The sequence below is a fragment of the Streptomyces sp. NPDC030799 genome (assembly GCF_055572255.1).
The window spans coordinates 549,872-569,879 of record NZ_JBVIDS010000003.1 but is presented as its reverse complement, the minus strand read 5'-3'; the positions used below and the strand labels follow the sequence as shown (position 1 = coordinate 569,879).

The following is a 20,008-nucleotide window of genomic DNA, read 5'->3' as shown; positions in this document are numbered from 1 at the left end:
GGACAAGGACAGCAGATGATCCGGATCCGCACCGCCGCCCTGCAGTCCAGGGTTCGCGGGGACAACTCCGGGTGGAGGGGTCGCTCATGTCCGCCTTTCAGTTCACGCTGGTTCACGGGGCCGTGACCGCAACGGTCGCGTGTCGCACTCAGGGCTTTACGGCGTGCAGGATCCGCATGCCTCTGGAGTCGGCCGCGTCGCGGCGGACGTCCAGCCCCGCCGCCCGGCACTGCTGAACAAGCCAGGAGGACGCGATCCGCAGCTTGGGATAGCTGCCGGTCTGCTGCTGCCAGGAGCCGTTCGTACGGGTGTGGAGCAGGTCGTGGACGATCACCGTGTCTTCGTCGCGGTATTCGAGGAAGCAGGTGAGCAGCCGGTCGTCGCTGCTGCGTACCGGGATGAAGCGGTCGGTGCCGCGCAGCTCCGCTGTGAGGTCGCGGTAGGTGACGACGAGGTGGCCGCCCGGGGCGAGGGCACGGCCGATGTGGCCGAGCAGGACGGGGACGTCCGCCTTTGACGGGAGGTGGGGAAGCGTGTCACCCATGCAGACGACGGCCGCGGCCGTGCCCGGCGCGGCCGCCTCGGGCCACACGGTACGGATGTCACCGTGCACCGGCCGCACCGCACCGGTGTCCTCGGTGTGGGTGACGAGTTCGTCGAGCAGGCGGCGGCTGGTGTCCACGGCGATCACCGGGGAGAAACCGAGGCGGACCAGGGCCAGTGTCTGCGCGCCGGAGCCGCAGCCCAGGTCGATGGCCGGGCCTCCGTCTTCGGCGGCCGCCAGGCCGAGTTCGCAGAACAGCGCGGCCTGCCGGTCCGCGACTTCGTGGACGTCTCCGCCGAGCATCCAGGTGTAGTGCTCGGCGAGCAGCCCCTCGTAGTGGGCGACGGCGGTTCCCGTATCGGCGGTCATGGCGTGTTCCTCGGGTCGTGCCGACGCGAGCTGTCGGCGGGCAGCAGGGAGATGTTCTCGGGGTCGCGGGGCTCCGCTGTCCGCAGCCGCGACGACGGCCTGGGTGAGCCCAGCCGGGCCGAGGCGGCGCGCAGGCGGCGCATGGCCAGCTCCTCGGCCGCCTGCGCGGGGGTCCGGCCGTGGCTCTGCGCCGTGTCCAGCAGGGCGTCAACGGTGTCCTCGATCGCGCGGACACGTGCGTGTGCCTCGTCGGCACCGAGGCGGTGGAGTTCGGTGCTGATGGCGTTGATGACCCCTCCGGCGCCGGCGACGTAATCCGGCACCCAGATGATGCCGCGCCGGTGCAGCAGGTCTGCGACATCGGGGGTGGCGAGCTGGTTGTTCGCCGGCCCGACCACGGCACGGCAGCGCAGCCGTGCCACGTTCTGACGGGTCAGAACGGAGCCGAGCGCCGAGGGGACCACGATGTCCACGTCCGCGGCGAGGATCTCTTCCGACGACCGCCAGACAGCGCCGAGTTCGTCGGCGGTGCCGTGCTTGTCCGCGTCGATGTCGGTGACCGTCAGGACGGCTCCCTCGGCGGCCAGCAGGCGTGCCAGGTGTGTGCCGACGCGGCCCAGACCGATCACGGCCAGACTGCGGCCGTCCAGACTCCTGCTGCCGTACAGCCGTCGGCTGACGGCCCGCAGTGCGGCGAGCGTCCCCTGCGCGGTGTGCGGGGACGAGTCGCCGCTGCCGCCCAGACGCGTCGGCCTGCAGAACACATGAGGGGTGACTTCCCCGATCACCGCCATGTCGTCGGGGCCCGTCCCGACATCCGGCCCGGTGGCGTACGCCCCGCCGAGCGAGTCGATGACATCTGCCACGTCCCGCAGCATGTCATGGCGTCGGCCGGCATCCAGCTCCGTCCCCTGCGGCAGGGCCACGACGGTCTTCCCACCACCGTTGGGCAACCCCGCCATGGCGAACTTCGAGGTCATCGCGGCCGACAGCCGAAGGGCGTCGGTGAGGCCGTCCCGCCAGTCGGGGTAGTGCCAGACGCGCAGGCCGCCTGCTGCCGGGCCGAGTGCCGTGGAGTGAACAGCCACGATGACCGGAAGCCCCGAGCGACGGCCGGTGTGGATCGCGACCTGCTCATGATCGAGCATGAGCCTGCTGTCCCTTCATTCGTTCGGTTCGATGACGCCATGCTGCACGAACGATCCATCGAGCGGTGTGCTCACCGAACGTTTGCATGAAGATGGGATACGGTTGACGGCCATGGACGAACTTGATTCGGAGATTGTCCGGCTTCTCCAGACAGATGCGCGGCAGTCCAACCGCGAACTCGCCCGGAAGCTCGGCGTTGCCCCCTCGACCTGCCTGGAGCGGGTTCGCGCGCTCCACCGCCGGGGCGTCATTCGCGGCTACCACGCCGACATCGACCCCGCGGCTCTCAACCGCAGCGTTCAGGCGCTGGTGTCGGTTCAGGTACGTCCCCTCAGCCGCGGCGTCATCGACGCCTTCAAGGCCTTCGCCAGCGGCATGCCGGAAGTCCTCCATGTGTTCGTGCTCTCCGGAGGCGACGACTTCCTCCTCCACGTCGCCGTGCAGGATCTCGACCACCTGCACGCCTTCCTCACCGACCGGCTCAGCAAGCGCGGCGAAATCACCGGCTTCCGTACCTCGGTCATTTTTCAACAGGTGAGCAACACCGCACCCGCACGGCTTCCCGCGCCCGACTAGGCATTGCGAACTCTCCGCGGGCACACCCTTCTTGACGGGCATCAACACGCCGAATCAGACGTCCTGCCCCTGCTCGTTTCTGTCTGCGTCAGGTGGTAGCCCAGGGGAGTTGCGACGTGCTCGACGCTCTGCCCCATCCGCAGGGACTGGATCAGGCCGGCACGCCGCAGGACCGCGGCGTGCCGACTGGCCGTGGCGTCCGACACGCCGAGCAGGGAGGCGAGTTGCCGCCCGGTGATTCCTCCGGACATGACGATGCTCTCGAGTGCCTGCGCTCGGCTGGTGCCCAGGAGCGGTCGCAGGGCTGCCCGCCGGCCGGGTCCGATGCGTGGCGCGGGTCCTGCGGGGATCCGGACGGTCAGCTGATCGCTGGCGGGTTCGGCCAAGGTGACCCGTCGGCTGAGGGCTACCGCCTGGATCTGCAGGGACCGCGGGCCGAGTTCGAGGTCCGCGTCGAAGGCCGTCGCCAGTTCCAGGACGCCGTGACGGTATCTGATGCCGTGTCCGAGTTGCTGGAGCATCGCCGAGGCGCCACTGCCGACGTAGATCTGGGAGAGGCCGACGGCCCGGGCTGCGACCGCTGATCGGATGCCCGAGCGGTATGGCTCGATGGCGGTGCTGCGAAGGTGGGCGACGGCGTTGGCGAGGACGCTGCGGGCCCGCTCCTCGCCCTCGGCGAGGGCCTTGGTGAAGGGCGTGGGACTGCGGCGGGCGAACAAGTGGGAGAGGTACAGGCGGCTGACACCGTCGGCGAGGTCCGGCGAAATGCTGCGCGTGTAGAGCTGCACCAGCGGGTCCCGAGGCTGCCCACTGCGGGCGTAAGCCCTCCCGGCTGCTGTCAGTTCGGCGTCGTAGTCCGGGCGGGCGCAGACACTGACGCTGCCCAGGCCTGCGGACCCGAGATGAATCCGTATCAAGGTTGGCCCCCTGTGCACTTGACGTCCCCATCAGGGCTTTTGCACGTGCAGACGAAAGCTACCCGTGGCCGAGTCCAACCGAAACGATGCGTACACACCACGGCGCCATGCAGGTCAATGCGGCCTCGCCCTGCTCGCTGCTTCTCACCCGTCGCGGTGCCCGGAACCAGAGCCTCGGACACAGACAAGGACGAACCATGAGACCCATCAGACGGTTCGCCGGCACGCTCAGCGCCGGCGTCACCCTGTTCGCGCTCGCGTTCACCGCCGTTCCCGCTCAGGCGGCCCCCGTAAGTCCGGCGGCCCTCGGCGCCACCCCGGTACGGATCGCGTCCCCCGCCGGGACGACCACGCTGCCCCGGGATGCGCGACGCGTAACGCCCGCGGCTACCACCTACGGGCCCTACCTCGTCAAGAACGTCGTCACCGGCAAATGCATCGACATTCCCGGCTACGGTGCCGGGACGGTCAACGGGCCGGTCAACGAGTACACGTGCAACGGGACGTCCGGCGACAACCAGCTGTTCTACTGGGACCGTGTCGGTTACAGCTCCAACGGCTACGCGCTCTACAACCTCCGCAACGTCAAGGACAACCTGTGCCTCGACGTGCCGAACTACGGCAGTGTGAACGCCGGCACCAAGGTCAGCGAGTTCTACTGCAACCAGACGACCGGCGACAACCAGCTCTATGCTCAAGTCGCTCGCTCCGACGGCTTCTGGCTCGTCAACCTTGCCAGCGGGCTGTGCCTCGACGTCGACGGCGTACGCACCGGCGGCGACAACGCCCGGCTCACGCTGTATTACTGCAGCGACAACGACGACCACCACTGGACGATCCCGTAAGCGGACGTCCTCGGCCTTGGTGCGGCGCCCACCCGCCGCACCAAGGCCATCCGCGTGCGCCCGGCCCGGTGCGCCTCGTTCCGCTCCGGCTGCCCGCTCAGTGCCGGTCGGACGGGTTCGGGTGCTGCTTGCCGGGAGCGCGCCAGCCGCCCGAGACCTCCTTGGTCGGTTTGTGGGGGAAGCGGCGTTCGGCGTATCGCTGTGCCGGCGAGCCCGGCAGGACGTACAGGGTCTCGGTCTTGTCCTGGAGGGGGCGCAGGACCGTGTCCAGGTAGGCTCTGCGGTCGTCGAGGTAGGGGCCGAGCACGTCCTCGCCGGCGGGGCAGACGGCCACGCAGTAGCCGGACTTGTAGCTGGGCTTGAAGGCGAGGCTCTGCCACATCGACGCGTTCTCCGGGTCGGTGACCCTGGAGCGGAAGTCGGCGGCGTCCTCGCTGTCGGCCACGGTCTGCGCCCAGTCGGTGAACCCGCTCATGAACTCCCGGTAGTTGTGGGTCGTACAGGCCAGGGCGTCGAACGAGCCGTCCTTGCCGATCGCGCCCACCGGGCAGGCGGCCACGCACAACTTGCAGTCCACACAGGGGCTGTAGTCCAGCTCCTGTCCGTACGCACTGACCGGAGCGTCCACGAGCACCGTGGCCAGCAGCACGAAGTTGCCGAACCGGGGGTGGATGACGTTGCGGTGCAGCCCCATCACACCCAGGCCGGCCGCCACGGCGACCGTCTTGTGGGCCACCACCCAGATACGACCGGGAAAGCGCTCCATCTCCTGGGGAAACCCGGCCGACGGGTTGAGCGCGCGATGGCCGGCGTCCTCCAGCGCCCGGGTCACCGTACGGGCCGCCGCGTTGACCTGTTCGTCGGTCTGGTGGAACTCCTGGTTGGCCACACTGCGCGCGGGTGAGCGCGTGTTGTCGCGGTTCATGCGGACCATGAGCGAGACCAGCGAGCGCGTTCCCGGCAGCGCGGCCAGCACGTGTTCGCGTTCTCCGGCGAGGCCGGGATGGTCCAGGCTCACCGCCGCCGCGTCGTCCGCGCCGGCCGCCAGGCACAGTGCGCGCAGCCACGCCGCGTCGATCACCGGCGGCGGCCCGGGCCGGCCGCCGGAGGGCCGAGCGGCCAGCACGGCCCGCACGGACGGGTGGGCGGCGAGCTTCGCGGGCAACCTGTGCTCTTCCGCCTCCCCGGCGCTGTCCTGCTCGCTCATCCTGCCCCTCCCGGTAAGTTGGAATTTCAAACTCACTATGCCGGTCGGCTGGGTGATCAGGCAAGGGGCGGAGTCGCCAAGGGGTACGTACGGCTCGCGATTTGCGTCCCCGCAGAACCTCAACCGTCACGGCCGTCACCAGCACCGGCGTTTCGGCCGGCCGCGACCACCGGGGAAGCCCTGCATCCCTGCGACCGCGCGTTCGGCGCCCCTGGATTGACGGCTCCGCTCTTCGTCCGGAAACGCGTGCGTTCGATTCGCCCGCGCCCTCGTTGAGCCTGGCACCGCCGGACCACCCGGGTGCGGTGCCGGCCCGAAGGAGGGACGCAGGTGACCGTGACCGACGCCTCGACAGAAGATGCCCCGCCGCCCCCTCCACCGCCGGCCGCGATCAGTTACGCGGGCAAGTCCGGCAAGAACCCCCTGGAAGAAGCCAGTTTCCGGAGCATGTGCGGGCGTCTGCCGTCCGTGCTGCGCCGCACCGCGACCATGGCCTGGTCCGTCGACCGGACCGGGGTCGTGCTGCTCCTCGGCTGCCAGTTCCTCACCGGCGTCGCGGCCGCCGTGGTCCTCGGCTGCACCGCACAGGCCATGACCCACATCCTCGGCGCGGGCCCCGTGTCCGGACGTCTGCACGGCGCCCTGCCCGCCCTCGCGGTGGTCACCGCCGCGGCGGCGGTGGGCCGGATCAGCAGGGCCCTGGCCTCCTACGCCGACGGACGGATCACCCCGCGGCTGGTGACCGAGGCGGACGTCGCCCTCGTCTCCGCCGTCTGCCGGGTGGAGGCCTCCGCCCAGGCCGAGGACGGGTTCGCCGACCGGCAGGAGGCCGCCGAGGTCGGGGTCACCCGCACCACCACGATGGTCAAGGACGCCCAGCAGTTCCTGGCCTCACTCATCCGCATGATCGCCGCCGGCGGGGTCATCACCGCACTGCACTGGCTGATGCTCCCGCTGTTGCTGCTGGCCGTCCTGCCCGCGGGTCTCGGGGCCGTGCTGTCCGCCCGCGTCGACTACGAGACGCACTACGCCAACGTCGGCGACCGCAACGTACGCGGCATGATGCGCTGGTGGGCCACCTTTTCGCGGCACGGCGACGAGGTCCGCGCGAACGGCATGACCGACTACCTCGTCTACTGGTACCGCGCGTTGTCCGAGCGCATCGACCGGCGCACCCTGACCGCCGCGCCCCGCATGCTCCGGATCGTCCTCGCGACCTCCGCCCTCGGCGGTGCGTTCCTGCTCCTCACCTGGGCCGCGCTCGCCTGGCTCGCGATGACGGGGCGGGTCGCTCTGCCCGTCGCCGCGACCGCGGTGGTCGCCGTGCAGACCACGCTCGCCGCGCTGTCCCAGTTCGTGCAGTACGGCGCCGCGATGTTCCACACCTCCCTCTACCTCGCCGACATGCGCTCCTTCCTCGACATGGCCGCCGAACGCGCTCCGAATCGCGGGGAGTCGGCCATCCCGGAGCAGGTCGAGGAGATCCGGCTCGAGGAGGTCGTCCACCGGTACCCCGGCAAGGACGAGCCCGCCGTGGACGGGGTCTCCCTCACCCTGCGACGCGGGGAGATCCTCGCGATCGTCGGTGAGAACGGCTCCGGCAAATCCACGCTGACCAAGCTCATCACCGGCATCCTCCTGGCGGACAAGGGCCGTGTCCTCTGGGACGGCGTCGACCTCGCGCGCGCCCGGCCCGACTCCGTCTGGAGCCGGACCGCGCTCGTCCCGCAGAACTTCGCCTGCTGGCCGTTGCGCGTCCGGGAGAACATCACGCTGGGCCAGCCGCGCACCCATGAGGACGGGCCGGTGTGGGAGGCCGTCGACGCCGTCGGCATGCGCGAGGCGGTCGAGCGGCTTCCGCACGGGCTCGACACCCTGCTCGCACGCGAGATCTTCGGTGGCGCCGAGCTGTCCGGCGGACAGTGGCAGCGGCTGGCGTGCGGCCGTGCGCTGTACCGCCGTACCCCGCTGCTCATCCTGGACGAGCCGACATCTCAGATGGACCCGCGTGGCGAGCACCAGATCTTCCTGGAGATCAAACGCATCGCCGCCCGGCGCATCACCATCGTGGTCACCCACCAGCTGGAGAACACCCGCCTCGCGGACAGGATCGTCGTCCTGCAGGGCGGCCGCGTCATCGAGCAGGGCAGCTACGACGACCTCGTCCACGCCGACGGCCTTTTCGCCGAGCTCGTGGCCCTGGCCAAGGACCGGTGAGGAGGCGGGCCGAGCCGACGGGAGCGGGCCGGCCCGAGGGGAGGTGCCGCGGCAGCGGAGGGAGGGCAGGCTGAGGAAGGGGGCCGGAGGAGTTGAGTGGGGCGGGCCGACGGGAATGGGGCCTGACTGAGAGAAGCGGTCCTGGGGCGACGGGAGAGCGTTCTCCGGACGCAAACAGAACCCGGACCAACGGCTGCCGCCGGGGCGGACGGAAGGAAACGGGGTCGGGCGACGGAAACACGGCCGGGACCGAAGCCGGCGCGGCCCAAGCCGCAGGAAGCCAGGTGGAAGTGAAGTCCGGGAACCCGATGCAACGCGGTCGGCCCGGGGTCGGAGGAAGTCGGGCCGGGAGCCGAAGTCCGGGAAGCTGACTCAACGCGGTGAGCCCGGGGCGGAGGAGCCAGGGCAGCGTGGCCGGCCTGGTCGGAGGGAGGTGGGCCGGAAAGCGAATTCCGCGAACCGAAGGCAGTGCGGCCGGGCCCTGGGCGAAGGAAGCCGGACCGGGAGCCGAGGGCCGCGAACCCGGGGCAGCCGTGGCGAAGCGGAGGCACCCGGGCCGGCTGACGGAGGTCGGGGTCGGGGCGGAAGCGTGGCCCGAAGCTGTGGAAGCGTGGCCCGGAGCGACACGGCGTCGGCCGGGCGCGCGTCGATACGATCATGATCACGCAGACGGAGAAGTCCCGTCCGGCCCCCGGCCCGCGCCGGGGTGCACTCGGCGGGACACGCCGACGAGGGGAACCGCACCATGGAGTACGTCAAGCTCGGCACGAGCGGCCTGGAGGTCTCCCGGCTGGCGCTCGGTTGTATGAGCTACGGCGTTCCCGACCGGGGTCCGCACCCGTGGACCCTGGACGAGGACGCCGCCCGCCCGCTCATCCGCCAGGCCCTGGACGCGGGGATCACGTTCTTCGACACGGCCAACAGCTACTCCGCCGGCACCAGCGAGGAGATCGTCGGCAGGGCGCTCGGGGAGATGACCCGGCGCGAGGACGTCGTGATCGCCACCAAGGTCTACTTCGCGGTGGAGGACGGCGCGGCCCGCAGCGACCGCCCCAACCGGTCGGGCCTGTCCCGCAAGGCGATCATGACCGGGATCGACCACAGCCTGCGCCGCCTCGGCACGGACTACGTCGACCTCTACCAGATCCACCGCTTCGACCCGCACACCCCAGTCGAGGAGACCATGGAGGCGCTGCACGACCTGGTCAGGGCGGGCAAGGTCCGCTACATCGGCGCGAGTTCGATGTACGCCTGGCAGTTCGCCAAGCTGCAGCACACCGCCGAGCGGCACGGCTGGACGAAGTTCGTGTCCATGCAGAACCACTACAACCTCCTCTACCGCGAGGAGGAACGCGAGATGCTGCCGCTCTGCGCCGACCAGGGCGTCGGCGTGATCCCGTGGAGCCCGCTCGCCCGCGGCCGCCTCACCCGCGACTGGGACGCCGCCAGCGTCCGCAGCGAGTCGGACGCCTTCGGCCGGACCCTGTACCAGCCGGACGACAAGCGGATCGTCGACGCCGTCGCCGCGATCGCCGCCCGGCGTGGTGTGCCGCGCGCCCAGGTGGCCCTGGCCTGGGTCGCCTCCCGCCCGGGCATCACCGCACCCATCGTCGGCGCCACCAAGGCCCATCACATCCCGGACGCGCTCGCCGCGCTCGACCTCCGGCTCACCGACGACGAGGTGAGGGAACTTCAGGAGCCGTACACGGCCAGGGGAATCAGCGGGCATTGAGTCCGACTGCACGTCACGCCGCCACCCCACGCCCGCCCGGCCGTCCCCTGGACAGACGGGCGTGCGCCTATCTAGAGTTCCTGTCCAGGAATGGAAAATCAGTCTAAGGATGCACAGTCCCAGCAGGGGGCCCGCAAGCGTGCGGGTGCCGGGACGGAAACGAGGAGACCGCCATGGCCGCCGCCGCTTCACGCGTAACGTTCGACGATGTCCGTGCGGCCGCCGCGCGTATCGAAGGCGTCGCCCACCGCACTCCTGTCCTCACCTCGCGCACCCTGAACGCCCTCGTCGGCGCCGAGGTGTTCATCAAGTGCGAGAACTTCCAGCGCGCCGGCGCCTTCAAGATCCGCGGTGCCTACAACGCGGCCGCCCGGCTCTCCCCGGAACAGCTGGCCAAGGGCATCGCCGCCTACTCCTCCGGCAACCACGCCCAGGCCACCGCCCTGGCCGCCCGTGAACTCGGCACCAGCGCCGTCATCCTGATGCCCGAGGACGCCCCGCGCTCCAAGCGTGAGGCAACCGCAGGATACGGCGCCGAGATCGTCACCTACGACCGCTACACAGAGGACCGCACCGCGCTCGGTGCCGCACTGGCCGAGGACCGCGGCCTCGTCCTCATCCCGCCCTACGACCACCCCGACGTCATCGCCGGACAGGGCACCGCGGCGCTCGAACTCCTCGACGAGACCGGACCGCTCGACGCCCTGGTCGTACCCGTCGGGGGCGGCGGCCTGATCGCCGGGAGCGCCACCGCCGCCAAGGCTCTGCACCCCGGCATCCGGGTCATCGGTGTGGAGCCGGAAGAGGGGGACGACACCCGGCGCTCCCTGGAGAGCGGCGCCCGTGTCACCCTGCCCGTCCCCCGGACCATCGCCGACGGGCAGGCCCTGCCCACGCCCGGCGAGATCACCTTCGAGATCAACCGGCGCCTCGTCGACGCCATCGCGCTGGTCAGCGACGAGGAGATCGTGAGCGCCATGCGCTTCGCCTTCGAACGCCTGAAGATCGTCCTGGAACCCAGCGGCGCCACCGGCCTGGCCGCACTCCTGGCCGGCCGCGTCGACAACGTCCCGCCCCGCATCGGCATCATCGCCTCCGGCGGCAACATCGACACCCGGCGGTTCACCGAACTGGTCGGCGGATGACGGCCGTTGTGGCGTCGCACGAGCCGAGCCGCTCAACAGCCGGGCCGTGCGGGGCGTGCCGACGTCCAGGGGGTCGAAGGTGCCGTCGCCGCCGGCCGTCCACGGCGCGGCGGGAGACATCCGCCCGCCGACTGGGTCACGGAGTCCGACATAACCGATGAGTACGCCGCATTTCCCCCTATCGCGCCGCAAATTGTGTCTTATTACAGCCATGCACACACCTTCGCGGCGTACTCTGCTCCGTGCCCCGCTCGCTGCTGCCGGCGCGGGACTCCTGCCTGTCCGTCCCGACTTCGTTCTCCGCCCCCACCGCGGCCCCGAGGGCACCGCGCTCGGCGAGTCCGCCTCCGGCCCGCCGCGGTCCGGGACCTATGTCGACCCGTCGGGTCCGGAGGTCCTGGCCGCCGAGCGGAGACGCGGTTCCGGCCCCCTGCGCAGCTTCGCGCTCACCGCCGGCCCGGCCACGCTGGACCTGGGCGGGCGGACCGTCAGGAGCTGGGCGTACGACGGCACGCTGCCCGGCCGGGTGGTGCGCGTCACCGCCGGTGACGTCCTGAACCTCACCCTCGCCAACCGGCTGCCGGCCGCCACCACGCTCCACGCCCACGGCGTGCGCCTGCGCAACGACATGGACGGCGTCCCCGCCGTGACGCAGAACGCCATCCGCCCGGGGACCGACTTCACCTACCGCTTCGCCGTCTCCCACCCGGGCACCTATCTCCTGCACTCCCACGTCGGGGTCCAGCCCGACCGGGCGCTGTACGCCCCGCTCATCGTCGACGACCCCAGGGAACCCCTCTCCTACGACAAGGAGTGGGTCGTCGTCCTGGACGACTGGGTCGACGGCGTGAACGGCTCCACCCCGGACCGTGTACTCGACCAGCTCCAGCCCGGCACAGGCATGTCCATGGGGCGCGCAGGCATGGCCATGGCTCCCGCACGCGGTGGTCTGCCGACCGGTCCCTCCCGGGTGTTGCGCACCTCGTACAGCCGGATGCTCGACAGCCCCGGCGGGAGCGTGGCCTACCCGTACTACCTCGTCAACGGCCGGCTGCCGGCCAATCCCGCGGTGTTCCGGTGCAGCCCGGGCGACCGTGTCCGGCTGCGGATCATCAACGCGGGCTCCGAGACGGCCTTCCGGGTGGCGCTGGGCGGCCACACCATGACCGTCACGCACACCGACGGCTATCCCGTGGAACACGAGGAGACGGACGCGCTCCTCATCGGCATGGCCGAACGGTACGACGTCCTGATCACCGCCGAGGACGGCGTGTTCCCCCTGGTCGCACTCGCCGAGGGAAAACAGGGCCAGGCACTCGCCGTGCTGCGCACCGACGGGGGCAGAAGCATTCCCGGGCGGAACGTCCGCCCGGACGAGCTGGCCGGGAAGATCGTACCCGCACGTCGTCTCGTACCGGACGAGTCCGTGGCGCTGGACGACCGTGAACCCGACCGTGAGGTGCGCATCCGGCTCACCGGCGGCATGCGCAGGTTCGACTGGGGCTTCGACCACCAGCCCTACGACCCTCGCAGACGCCACCCGGTGCGCGCCGGCGAACGGGTACGGCTCACCCTCGTCAACGCCACCGACATGTGGCACCCCCTGCACCTGCACGGCCACACCTTCGCGGTCACCGGTCTCGACGGCGTGGGGACGCGCAAGGACACCGCGCTGGTGCTGCCCCACCGCAAACTCGTCGTCGACTTCGACGCCGACAACCCGGGCCTGTGGATGCTCCACTGCCACAACCAGTACCACTCGGAGAGCGGCATGATGACCCTCCTCGGATACCTCAAGTGACCGGCTGATCCAGGCACTTGGTCCAGCCTCGGGAACGGATGGTTCCCGTGCCCGGCGCGGGCGCGCCTTCCCGCGCCGGGCACGGGCCGGACCCGGACCCCGGCCCGGAAAAACGGATGCGCCGCCCGGAGCGCGTCGGTTACCGTGACGGCATGTCCACGCCCCGAATCTCCTAGCTGAGGACCCGCTTCCACGCCAGAAGTGTGTCCTCCTGCTATGTCGGAGCGTTACCCATGATCACCGCTCGTGATGTCGAGCTGCGCGCCGGTGCGCGCCTGCTTCTTTCCGGTGTCTCCTTCACCGTCTCCCCCGGGGACCGGATCGGCCTCGTCGGCCGCAACGGCGCCGGCAAGACCACCCTGATGACCGCGCTCGCCGGGCGGTCCCGGCCCGCCGCCGGCACGATCACCCGCACCGGTCCGGTCGGCTTCCTCGCCCAGGACTCCCGTGCCGCCGACCCCGCCGTCACGGTCACCGACCGGATCCTGTCCGCCCGCGGCCTCGACAGCGCCCTGCGCGAACTGCGCACGGCCGAGGCGGCGATGGCCGACGCCACCCGTCCGGCGGCGCTGGAGCGGGCGATGAACGCCTACGCCCGCGCCGAAGCCGCCTTCCAGGCGGGCGGTGGCTATGCGGCCGAAGCCGAGGCCGCCCGGGTGGCAGCCGGACTCGGGCTGCCCGAACGGGTCATGGGCGAGCCGGTCGGCACCCTGTCCGGCGGACAGAAGCGGCGCGTGGAACTCGCCCGCATCCTGTTCGCCGGAAGCCACGGCACCCTGCTGCTGGACGAGCCCACCAACCACCTCGACGCCGACTCGCTCGGGTGGCTGCGCGGCTTCCTGAAAGGCCATCAGGGCGGACTGGTGGTCGTCAGCCATGACACCGCTCTGCTCGCCGACGTCGTCAACCGTGTCTTCCATCTGGACCCCGGACGAGCCGCGATCGACGTCCACAACACCGGCTGGACCACGTACACGACCCGACGCGAGACGGAGGAGCGGCGCCGTACCAGGGAGCGGGCCGGCGTCGAACGCAAGGCCGCCGCCCTGCACGCACAGGCGGACCGCATGAAGGCCCGGTCCGCCACCGCCGCCATGGCACGGAGCATGGCCCGCCGCGCCGACCGGATGCTGACCGGCCTGGAACCGGCCCGGCGCACCGAGAAGACGGCAAGGATCCGGCTGCCCGAGCCCGCCCCGTGCGGGCGGACGCCTCTCGCCGCGATCAGCCTGGCCAAGTCCTACGGCGACCTCCACGTCCTGGACGGGGTCGACCTGGCGGTGGACCGGGGCAGCCGTATGGTCGTGCTCGGATTCAACGGCGCCGGCAAGACCACCCTGCTGCGGATCCTCGCAGGTGCCGAACAGCCGGACAGCGGACGCGTGGTGCACGGGCACGGACTGCGCCTCGGCTACTTGGCCCAGGAGCACGACACACTCGACACCGGCCGCACGGTCCTGGAGAACCTGCACGCAGCCGCACCGCACCTGGACACCGGCGAGGCGCGGCGGGTGCTCGGCGCGTTCCTGTTCGGCGGTGACGACGCCGACAAGCCCGCGGGTGTCCTGTCGGGCGGCGAGCGAACCCGGCTGGCGCTTGCCGCACTCGTCCACTCCGGGGCGAACGTCCTGCTGCTGGACGAGCCGACCAACAACCTCGACCCGGTCTCCCGCGACGAGGTCCTGGCCGCGGTCGGCTCCTATCCCGGCGCGATCGTGATGGTCACCCACGACGAGGGCGCCCTCGACGCCCTCCGCCCCGACCGCGTACTGCTCCTGCCGGACGCGGACGACGACCTGTGGAGCGAGGACTACCGAGCCCTGGTCGCCCTCGCGTGACGATTCGCCGTATGCGTCAACCGGCTGACCGCACAGGTGCGTTGAGGTCGAACCGTGAGAGCGCGGGGCAGCCGGCGGATGCCTGCCGGGGGGCCGGGAGCGGCACCGTGGTCCGGCGACGGCGGCCCGTTGTCAGTGGTCGCCCTTACGGTCTCATCAGTGAGGACCTGCCGGAACGGCCGCGGGTCCGTCCTGGGGAGGGGTCTGCCATGACCACGGCGTCCGCGGTGTCGACGACGTATCTCGAACTGTCGCAGGAGGGCGGCGGCGCCCACAAGTTCTACGAGGTGACCGTCGACGGTTCGGTGGTGACGGTGCGGTACGGAAGGATCGGCGCAGCAGGACAGACCCAGACGACGACCTTCCCCACCGCCGAGAAGGCCAGGGCGGCCGCCGCGAAGAAGGTGGGGGAGAAGGTCCGCAAGGGCTATGCCCCGGCTGTCCAGGGGCAGCGCGCCCCGCGCGCGGTGACCCGGCGTCAGGTCAGCTCGGCCCCCTCCACGGCCCGGGCGGTGGCGCCCGTGCTGTGGCGGTTCCGCACCGGCTCTGCCGCGTTCGGCATCCATGTCGACGACGAGCACTGCTGGGTGGGCAATCAGGCGGGTGACGTCTACACCCTCGGACACGACGGTGCCGTCCTCGCCCGGTTCAGCCTGCCCGACGGAGTCAAGTGCCTGGTCGCCGACGACTTCTGGATCTACGCCGGCTGCGACGACGGCAAGGTCTACGACCTCTCCTCCAAACTGCCCTTCGCCGCGTACGACATCGCCGCCGACGTCGACATCTTCTGGCTGGACATCCACGAGGGCGTCCTGAACGTGTCGGACCGTGACGGCCGGCTCACCGTCATCGACCACGAGGACGAACACCAGTGGGCCCGCCGCAGCCAGGGCGGACACGCCTGGATGGTCCGCGCCGACGACCAGGCCGTCTACCACGGCCACCAAAGGGGCGTCACCGCCTACGCGCCCGACGGCGGCGGCGAGTTGTGGCACACGGCCACCAACGGCAGCGTGCTGTTCGGCTGGCAGGAGGACGACGCCGTCTACGCGGGCACCGGGCACCACGTGGTCCAGCGGCTGGCGAAGGCGACCGGCGCGATCGAGGCGACGTACGCCTGCGACAGCGCGGTCTACTCGTGCGCCACCTCCCCGGGCGGGCGGTTCGTCTTCGCCGGGGACGCCGCGTCGTCCGTCTACTGCTTCGACCAGGACGGCACGCGCCTGTGGAAGCTCGGCACGGGTGGTGGCTCGGCGCTGTCCATGCAGTACCGCGACGAACGGCTGTACCTGGTGACCACCGACGGATCGCTGGTGTGCGTCGACGCGAGCGAGACGGCCATCACCGCGGCCCAGCAGGGCACGGTGCCGGTGGCACGGGACGTCAAACTCGCCGCCGCCCTGCCGACCTACGCACCCGCCACCGCCGTGGCCGCGGTGGCCACCGTCTCCCGGGCTCCCTCCGGAACCGTCGTGGTCGAGTGCGTGCAGGAGGGCGGCCGGCTCCGGGTGCACGTGGTGTCCGAGGGCTACGACCCTTCCTGGAAGGTCCAGTTCCCGCGCGCGATACGCGAGCCGGGCGCCCGCTACGTCGTGGACGCCCTGCACCCGGCGGCCGGCGGCTTCTACCGCGTCCGCGGCGACATCCGCCGCCTGCTGTGAGGCTCCGCCCCTTTGGCGAAGTGCCCCGGCCGGCCGGGGCCGCCGGCCTGTGGGCCCCGGCCTGCGGCCGTGCGGTTCATGGGCGCGCCGCCTCCGTCTCCGCCAGCAGCTCCCGCGCCACGGAGAGCGCCTGGGCGCGGTCCTGCGGCACCAGACCGATGCGGGTACGGCGGTCCAGGAGGTCCGAGGCGTCCAGCGCGCCCTCGTGCAGGACCGCCCACAGCAGTTCCGCGCGGGTGACCGGGTGGCCCGGCAGCACCGGCTCGGCCAGGGCGGGGTCCTCCGCCGCGAGCGCGTGGACGGCCTCGGCCTCGATGCCGTAACGGCGGACCAGGCGCCCGGGTGCCGACAGGGAACGCAGCCGGGCGGGTGCGGCGGCGCCGACCAGCGGCAGTGCGGCGGTGGGGGAGGGCGCGGCGGGAAGGCCCCGGGCGGCGGTCGCGGCGTCCACGGCGTCCTGTGCCATCCGCCGGTAGGTGGTGAGCTTGCCGCCGACGATCGTCGTGACACCGCCGGGGGAGGTCAGCACCGCGTGCCGGCGGGAGATGTCGGAGGTGCGCGCGGGTGCGCCGTCGCGGCCGTCGTGCGCGGACATGTCCAGCAGGGGGCGCAGTCCGGCGAAGGCGCCGACGACCTCCTCCCGGGCGACAGGCGTGTCAAGGACCGAGCCGAGCACGTCCAGCAGGAAGCCGATGTCCGACTCGGGCACCTCCGGCACGTCCGGGATCCCGCCCTCGACCGGCTCGTCGGTGAGGCCGACGTACACCCGGCCGTCGCCCTGGGGCAGGACCAGGACGAAGCGGTTGGTCTCGCCGGGGATCGGGATGTGCAGCCCGGCCGGCAGGGCGCCGAGCCGTTCCGAGCGCAGGACCAGGTGGGTGCCGCGGGACGGCCGGATCCGGATGCCCTCGACGAGATCACCCGCCCACACCCCGGTGGCGTTGATGACGGCGCGGGCCCTGATCTCGCCCTCCTCACCGGTGAGTTCGTCGCGGATGCGGGCGCCCGTGCCGGTCAGCTCCAGCACCCTGACCCGGGTCAGCACCCGTGCGCCCTGCGCGGCGGCGGTCCTCGCCAGGGCGGTGACCAGCCGGGCGTCGTCGGTCACCCTGCCGTCCCAGGACAGCAGTCCGCCGCGCAGCCCGGCCGCGCGCACCGAGGGCGCCAGGTGCCGGGCCTCCGTCGCCGACAGCCGGCGGGGCGCGGGCAGCACCTGGCGCGGAGTGCGGGCGGCCAGGCGCAGCATGTCCCCGGCCCGGAACCCGGCCCAGGCCAGCGAGGCCTGGGCCTTGGACACCAGCGGGGTCAGCGGCAGGACGAACGGCTGGGCGGCCACCAGGTGCGGGGCGGTCCTGGTCATCAGCACCCCGCGTTCCACCGCGCTCTCATGTGCGACGTCGAACTGCGCGGAGGCCAGATAGCGCAGCCCGCCGTGGATGAGCTTCGAGCTCCAGCGGGAGGTGCCGAAGGCCAGGTCGTGGGCGTCGACCGCGACGACGTCCAGCCCGCGTGCCGCCGCGTCCAGTGCGGCTCCGGCTCCCGTGGCGCCGAGGCCGACGACCAGGACGTCGGTGACCCTGCCGTCCGCGGCCTCGGTCAGCTCCCGCCTGCGGCGGCGGGCACTGAGGGACGAGCCGGCGTGGGCCCTGGTGTGGCTCATGGCGTGAGGGTCCTCTCCAGGAGGGTGCGCAACTCGGCGAGAAAGGCGGGGGAGTCGAGCTCCGGATCGTCCTCGTCGGTCATCGTGCGCAGGGACAGGGTGAAGGACTGCACGGTCAACAGCAGGGCGCGGGACTGCCGTTCGACATGGCCGGGACGTACCGACCCGTCCGCGTGGCCCGCGCGCACGGCGTCGGCCAGCAGGTTCAGCAGCGCCTCCTGGCTGGCTCCGCGCCGGTCGAGCACATACGGCAGCAGCAGCTCCGGATCGACGTCGATGATCTTGCAGAAGAGCGGGTGCGCCCGGAACGCCTCGACCCCCGCCACCAGTCCGTCCACGATCCGCGTGCGCGTGTCGATGGCGTCGGCGGGCTCGGGGATCGCCCGGGTGGCCACGTCGATCCACTCACGGGTCATCAGATCGCCGACCAGGGTCCGCAGGTCCGGCCAGCGCCGGTACAGCGTCATCCGGGACACACCGGCGCGGCGGGCCACGTCGGCGAGGGTGGTGCGGCGGACGCCGACGGCCAGCACGCAGTCGCGCACCGCGTCGAGCACATGATCGTTGTCCGAACCGTTGTGACGAATAGGCGTCATGTGTCACAGTGTAACGCCCCGGGGGCCGGACGGAGCAGCCACCGTCGCCCCGGACACGGCCGCCGGCCGTCGCGCGAACCGAGCGCACCGAGCACACCGACCTGTGAGGACGACCGTTCAATGGACATGCTGTGGAACGGCTGGGGCGACCCGGCCAAGGCGGCACCGCTGCCCGACTCGGTGACCGGACTGCTGCGCGACCTGCTCGGCGTCAAGCCCCGCACCACGCCCGCCCTCGCCCTCGACGACATCCGCCTGCCGGGCACCACGGCCGCCCCGGCCGCGCTGAAGGCGCTCGCCGAGGCCGTCGGCGGCGACGACCACGTCCGCACCGACAGCGAGAGCCGCATCCGCCACACCCGCGGCAAGTCCACGCCGGACCTGCTGCGCATCCGCACCGGGGACTTCGCGGACGTCCCGCAGGCCGTCGTCCTGCCCGCCTCCCACGACGAGGTCATCGCCGTGCTGCGCGCCTGCGCCGCGCACGGCCTCGCCGTCGTCCCCTTCGGCGGCGGCACCTCGGTCGTCGGCGGACTCGCCCCGCAGCGCACCGCGTTCATCGCCCTGGACCTGCGCCGGATGAACGCTCTGCTCGACCTGGACCCCGTCTCGCGCACCGCCGTACTCCAGCCCGGCCTGCGCGCCCCCGAGGCCGAAGCACTGCTCGCCGGACACGGCTTCACTCTCGGCCACTTCCCGCAGTCCTTCGAGTGGGCCACCATCGGCGGCTTCGCGGCGGCCCGCTCCAGCGGACAGGCCTCCGCCGGCTACGGCCGCTTCGACGAGATGGTCCTCGGCCTGACCCTCGCCACGCCCGAGGGCACGATCGAGACCGGCCGCGCCCCGCGCTCCGCCGCCGGCCCCGACCTGCGCCAGCTGATCCTCGGCTCGGAGGGCGCCTTCGGCGTCATCACCTCCGTCACCGTACGCATCCGGCCGCTGCCACAGAAGCGGATCTACGAGGGCTGGCGGTTCGCCTCGTTCGAGGAAGGCGCCGCCGCGCTGCGCAGGCTCGCCCAGGACGGACCCCGGCCCACCGTGCTGCGGCTGTCCGACGAGACCGAGACCCTCATCGGCCTGGCCCAGCCCGACGCCATCGGCGGTGACCTGGCGCAGAGCGCGGCCGGCTGCCTGGCCATCACCGGCTACGAGGGCACGGCCGAGGACACCGCGCTGCGCCGGGAACAGGCGGCCGCAGTCCTCACCGCCTGCGGCGGCACCCTCGTCGGAGCGGAACCGGGCGAACGCTGGGCCCACGGCCGCTACTCGGCGCCGTACCTCCGCGACGCCCTCCTCGACGTCGGCGCCTTCGCCGAGACCCTGGAGACCGCGGCCTTCTGGTCCCGCATCCCCGGCCTCTACACGGCCGTACGCACCGCACTCACCGACACCCTCACCGAGGCCGGCACCCCGCCCCTGGTCATGTGCCACATCTCCCACGTCTACGAGAACGGCGCCTCCCTGTACTTCACCGTCGTCAGCGCTCAGGGCGAGGACCCGGTGGCCCACTGGACGCCCGCCAAACACGCCGCCAACGAAGCCGTACTGGCCGCCGGTGGCACCATCTCCCACCACCACGGGGTCGGCACCGACCACCGCGACTGGTATGTCCGCGAGGCCGGACCGCTCGGCATCTCGGCCCTGCGCGCCGTGAAGCGCCGTCTGGACCCCGAGGGCCTGCTCAACCCCGGCGTCCTGCTCCCCACCGACTGACCCCTGACACGACTCATCCACCCGACCGGCCGACCCAT

The 20,008-nt window shown here is 71.8% G+C and carries 15 protein-coding genes; 9 read left to right on the top strand and 6 right to left on the bottom strand.

Annotated features, from left to right (window positions below; genetic code table 11):
* Window positions 1–148: 148 nt before the first annotated feature.
* Together ACZ41I_RS10090 and ACZ41I_RS10085 are read right to left on the bottom strand one after the other, a co-directional pair.
* Window positions 149–913, bottom strand: coding sequence for a class I SAM-dependent methyltransferase (locus ACZ41I_RS10090; RefSeq protein ID WP_468513759.1), 765 nt, complete (start codon window positions 911–913; stop codon window positions 149–151).
* Window positions 910–2,061, bottom strand: a complete 1,152-nt coding sequence (locus ACZ41I_RS10085; protein WP_468513758.1) for a Glu/Leu/Phe/Val family dehydrogenase — start codon at window positions 2,059–2,061, stop codon at window positions 910–912. Before ACZ41I_RS10085 ends, ACZ41I_RS10090 begins: the two co-directional genes overlap by 4 nt.
* 112 nt (window positions 2,062–2,173) lie before the next feature.
* Between ACZ41I_RS10085 and ACZ41I_RS10080 the strand changes: the two genes are divergently transcribed.
* Window positions 2,174–2,638: an Lrp/AsnC family transcriptional regulator gene (locus tag ACZ41I_RS10080; RefSeq protein WP_399769866.1), complete on the top strand. Its 465-nt coding sequence runs from the start codon at window positions 2,174–2,176 to the stop codon at window positions 2,636–2,638.
* Between the two features lie 41 nt (window positions 2,639–2,679).
* On the opposite strand, the gene ACZ41I_RS10075 is transcribed toward ACZ41I_RS10080, so the two are convergent.
* The gene (locus ACZ41I_RS10075) at window positions 2,680–3,426 is read right to left on the bottom strand and encodes a winged helix-turn-helix domain-containing protein (protein WP_468513757.1); all 747 of its coding nucleotides are present in this window, start codon (window positions 3,424–3,426) and stop codon (window positions 2,680–2,682) included.
* Between the two features lie 326 nt (window positions 3,427–3,752).
* On the opposite strand from ACZ41I_RS10075, the gene ACZ41I_RS10070 reads away from it, so the two are divergent.
* Window positions 3,753–4,400 carry an RICIN domain-containing protein gene (locus tag ACZ41I_RS10070; protein WP_468513756.1) on the top strand — a complete coding sequence of 216 codons (648 nt, stop codon included), beginning with the start codon at window positions 3,753–3,755 and terminating at the stop codon, window positions 4,398–4,400.
* 97 nt (window positions 4,401–4,497) lie between these two features.
* Here the strand turns inward: ACZ41I_RS10070 and ACZ41I_RS10065 are convergent, their stop codons facing one another.
* On the bottom strand, window positions 4,498–5,607 hold the full coding sequence (locus tag ACZ41I_RS10065) for a 4Fe-4S binding protein (protein ID WP_468513755.1): 1,110 nt from the start codon (window positions 5,605–5,607) through the stop codon (window positions 4,498–4,500).
* A gap of 336 nt (window positions 5,608–5,943) precedes the next feature.
* Between ACZ41I_RS10065 and ACZ41I_RS10060 the strand changes: the two genes are divergently transcribed.
* From ACZ41I_RS10060 to ACZ41I_RS10035, 6 genes are all read left to right on the top strand, one after another.
* Window positions 5,944–7,824: an ATP-binding cassette domain-containing protein gene (locus ACZ41I_RS10060; RefSeq protein ID WP_468513874.1), complete on the top strand. Its 1,881-nt coding sequence runs from the start codon at window positions 5,944–5,946 to the stop codon at window positions 7,822–7,824.
* 745 nt (window positions 7,825–8,569) lie between these two features.
* Window positions 8,570–9,556 (top strand): aldo/keto reductase, encoded by a 987-nt coding sequence (locus ACZ41I_RS10055; protein ID WP_468513754.1) that lies wholly within the window; start codon window positions 8,570–8,572, stop codon window positions 9,554–9,556.
* Window positions 9,557–9,729: 173 nt separating this feature from the next.
* A complete protein-coding gene (locus tag ACZ41I_RS10050) occupies window positions 9,730–10,701 on the top strand; it encodes a threo-3-hydroxy-L-aspartate ammonia-lyase (RefSeq protein WP_468513753.1) in 972 nt (323 codons plus the stop codon).
* Between the two features lie 211 nt (window positions 10,702–10,912).
* Entirely contained in the window at window positions 10,913–12,502 is a 1,590-nt protein-coding gene (locus tag ACZ41I_RS10045) for a multicopper oxidase family protein (RefSeq protein ID WP_399769535.1), read from the top strand.
* A 233-nt stretch (window positions 12,503–12,735) separates the two neighbouring features.
* A complete protein-coding gene (locus tag ACZ41I_RS10040) occupies window positions 12,736–14,340 on the top strand; it encodes an ABC-F family ATP-binding cassette domain-containing protein (protein WP_468513752.1) in 1,605 nt (534 codons plus the stop codon).
* A 209-nt stretch (window positions 14,341–14,549) separates the two neighbouring features.
* The gene (locus ACZ41I_RS10035; RefSeq protein ID WP_468513751.1) at window positions 14,550–16,001 is read left to right on the top strand and encodes a WGR domain-containing protein; all 1,452 of its coding nucleotides are present in this window, start codon (window positions 14,550–14,552) and stop codon (window positions 15,999–16,001) included.
* Window positions 16,002–16,077: 76 nt separating this feature from the next.
* Here ACZ41I_RS10035 and ACZ41I_RS10030 read toward each other — a convergent pair whose 3' ends face one another.
* The gene (locus ACZ41I_RS10030; protein WP_468513750.1) at window positions 16,078–17,661 is read right to left on the bottom strand and encodes a glycerol-3-phosphate dehydrogenase/oxidase; all 1,584 of its coding nucleotides are present in this window, start codon (window positions 17,659–17,661) and stop codon (window positions 16,078–16,080) included.
* Window positions 17,658–18,257 (bottom strand): TetR/AcrR family transcriptional regulator, encoded by a 600-nt coding sequence (locus tag ACZ41I_RS10025; protein ID WP_363220608.1) that lies wholly within the window; start codon window positions 18,255–18,257, stop codon window positions 17,658–17,660. Before ACZ41I_RS10025 ends, ACZ41I_RS10030 begins: the two co-directional genes overlap by 4 nt.
* A 120-nt stretch (window positions 18,258–18,377) precedes the next feature.
* Here ACZ41I_RS10025 and ACZ41I_RS10020 point away from each other — a divergent pair, with 120 nt between their 5' ends.
* Window positions 18,378–19,970, top strand: a complete 1,593-nt coding sequence (locus ACZ41I_RS10020; protein WP_468513749.1) for an FAD-binding oxidoreductase — start codon at window positions 18,378–18,380, stop codon at window positions 19,968–19,970.
* Window positions 19,971–20,008 lie beyond the last annotated feature (38 nt).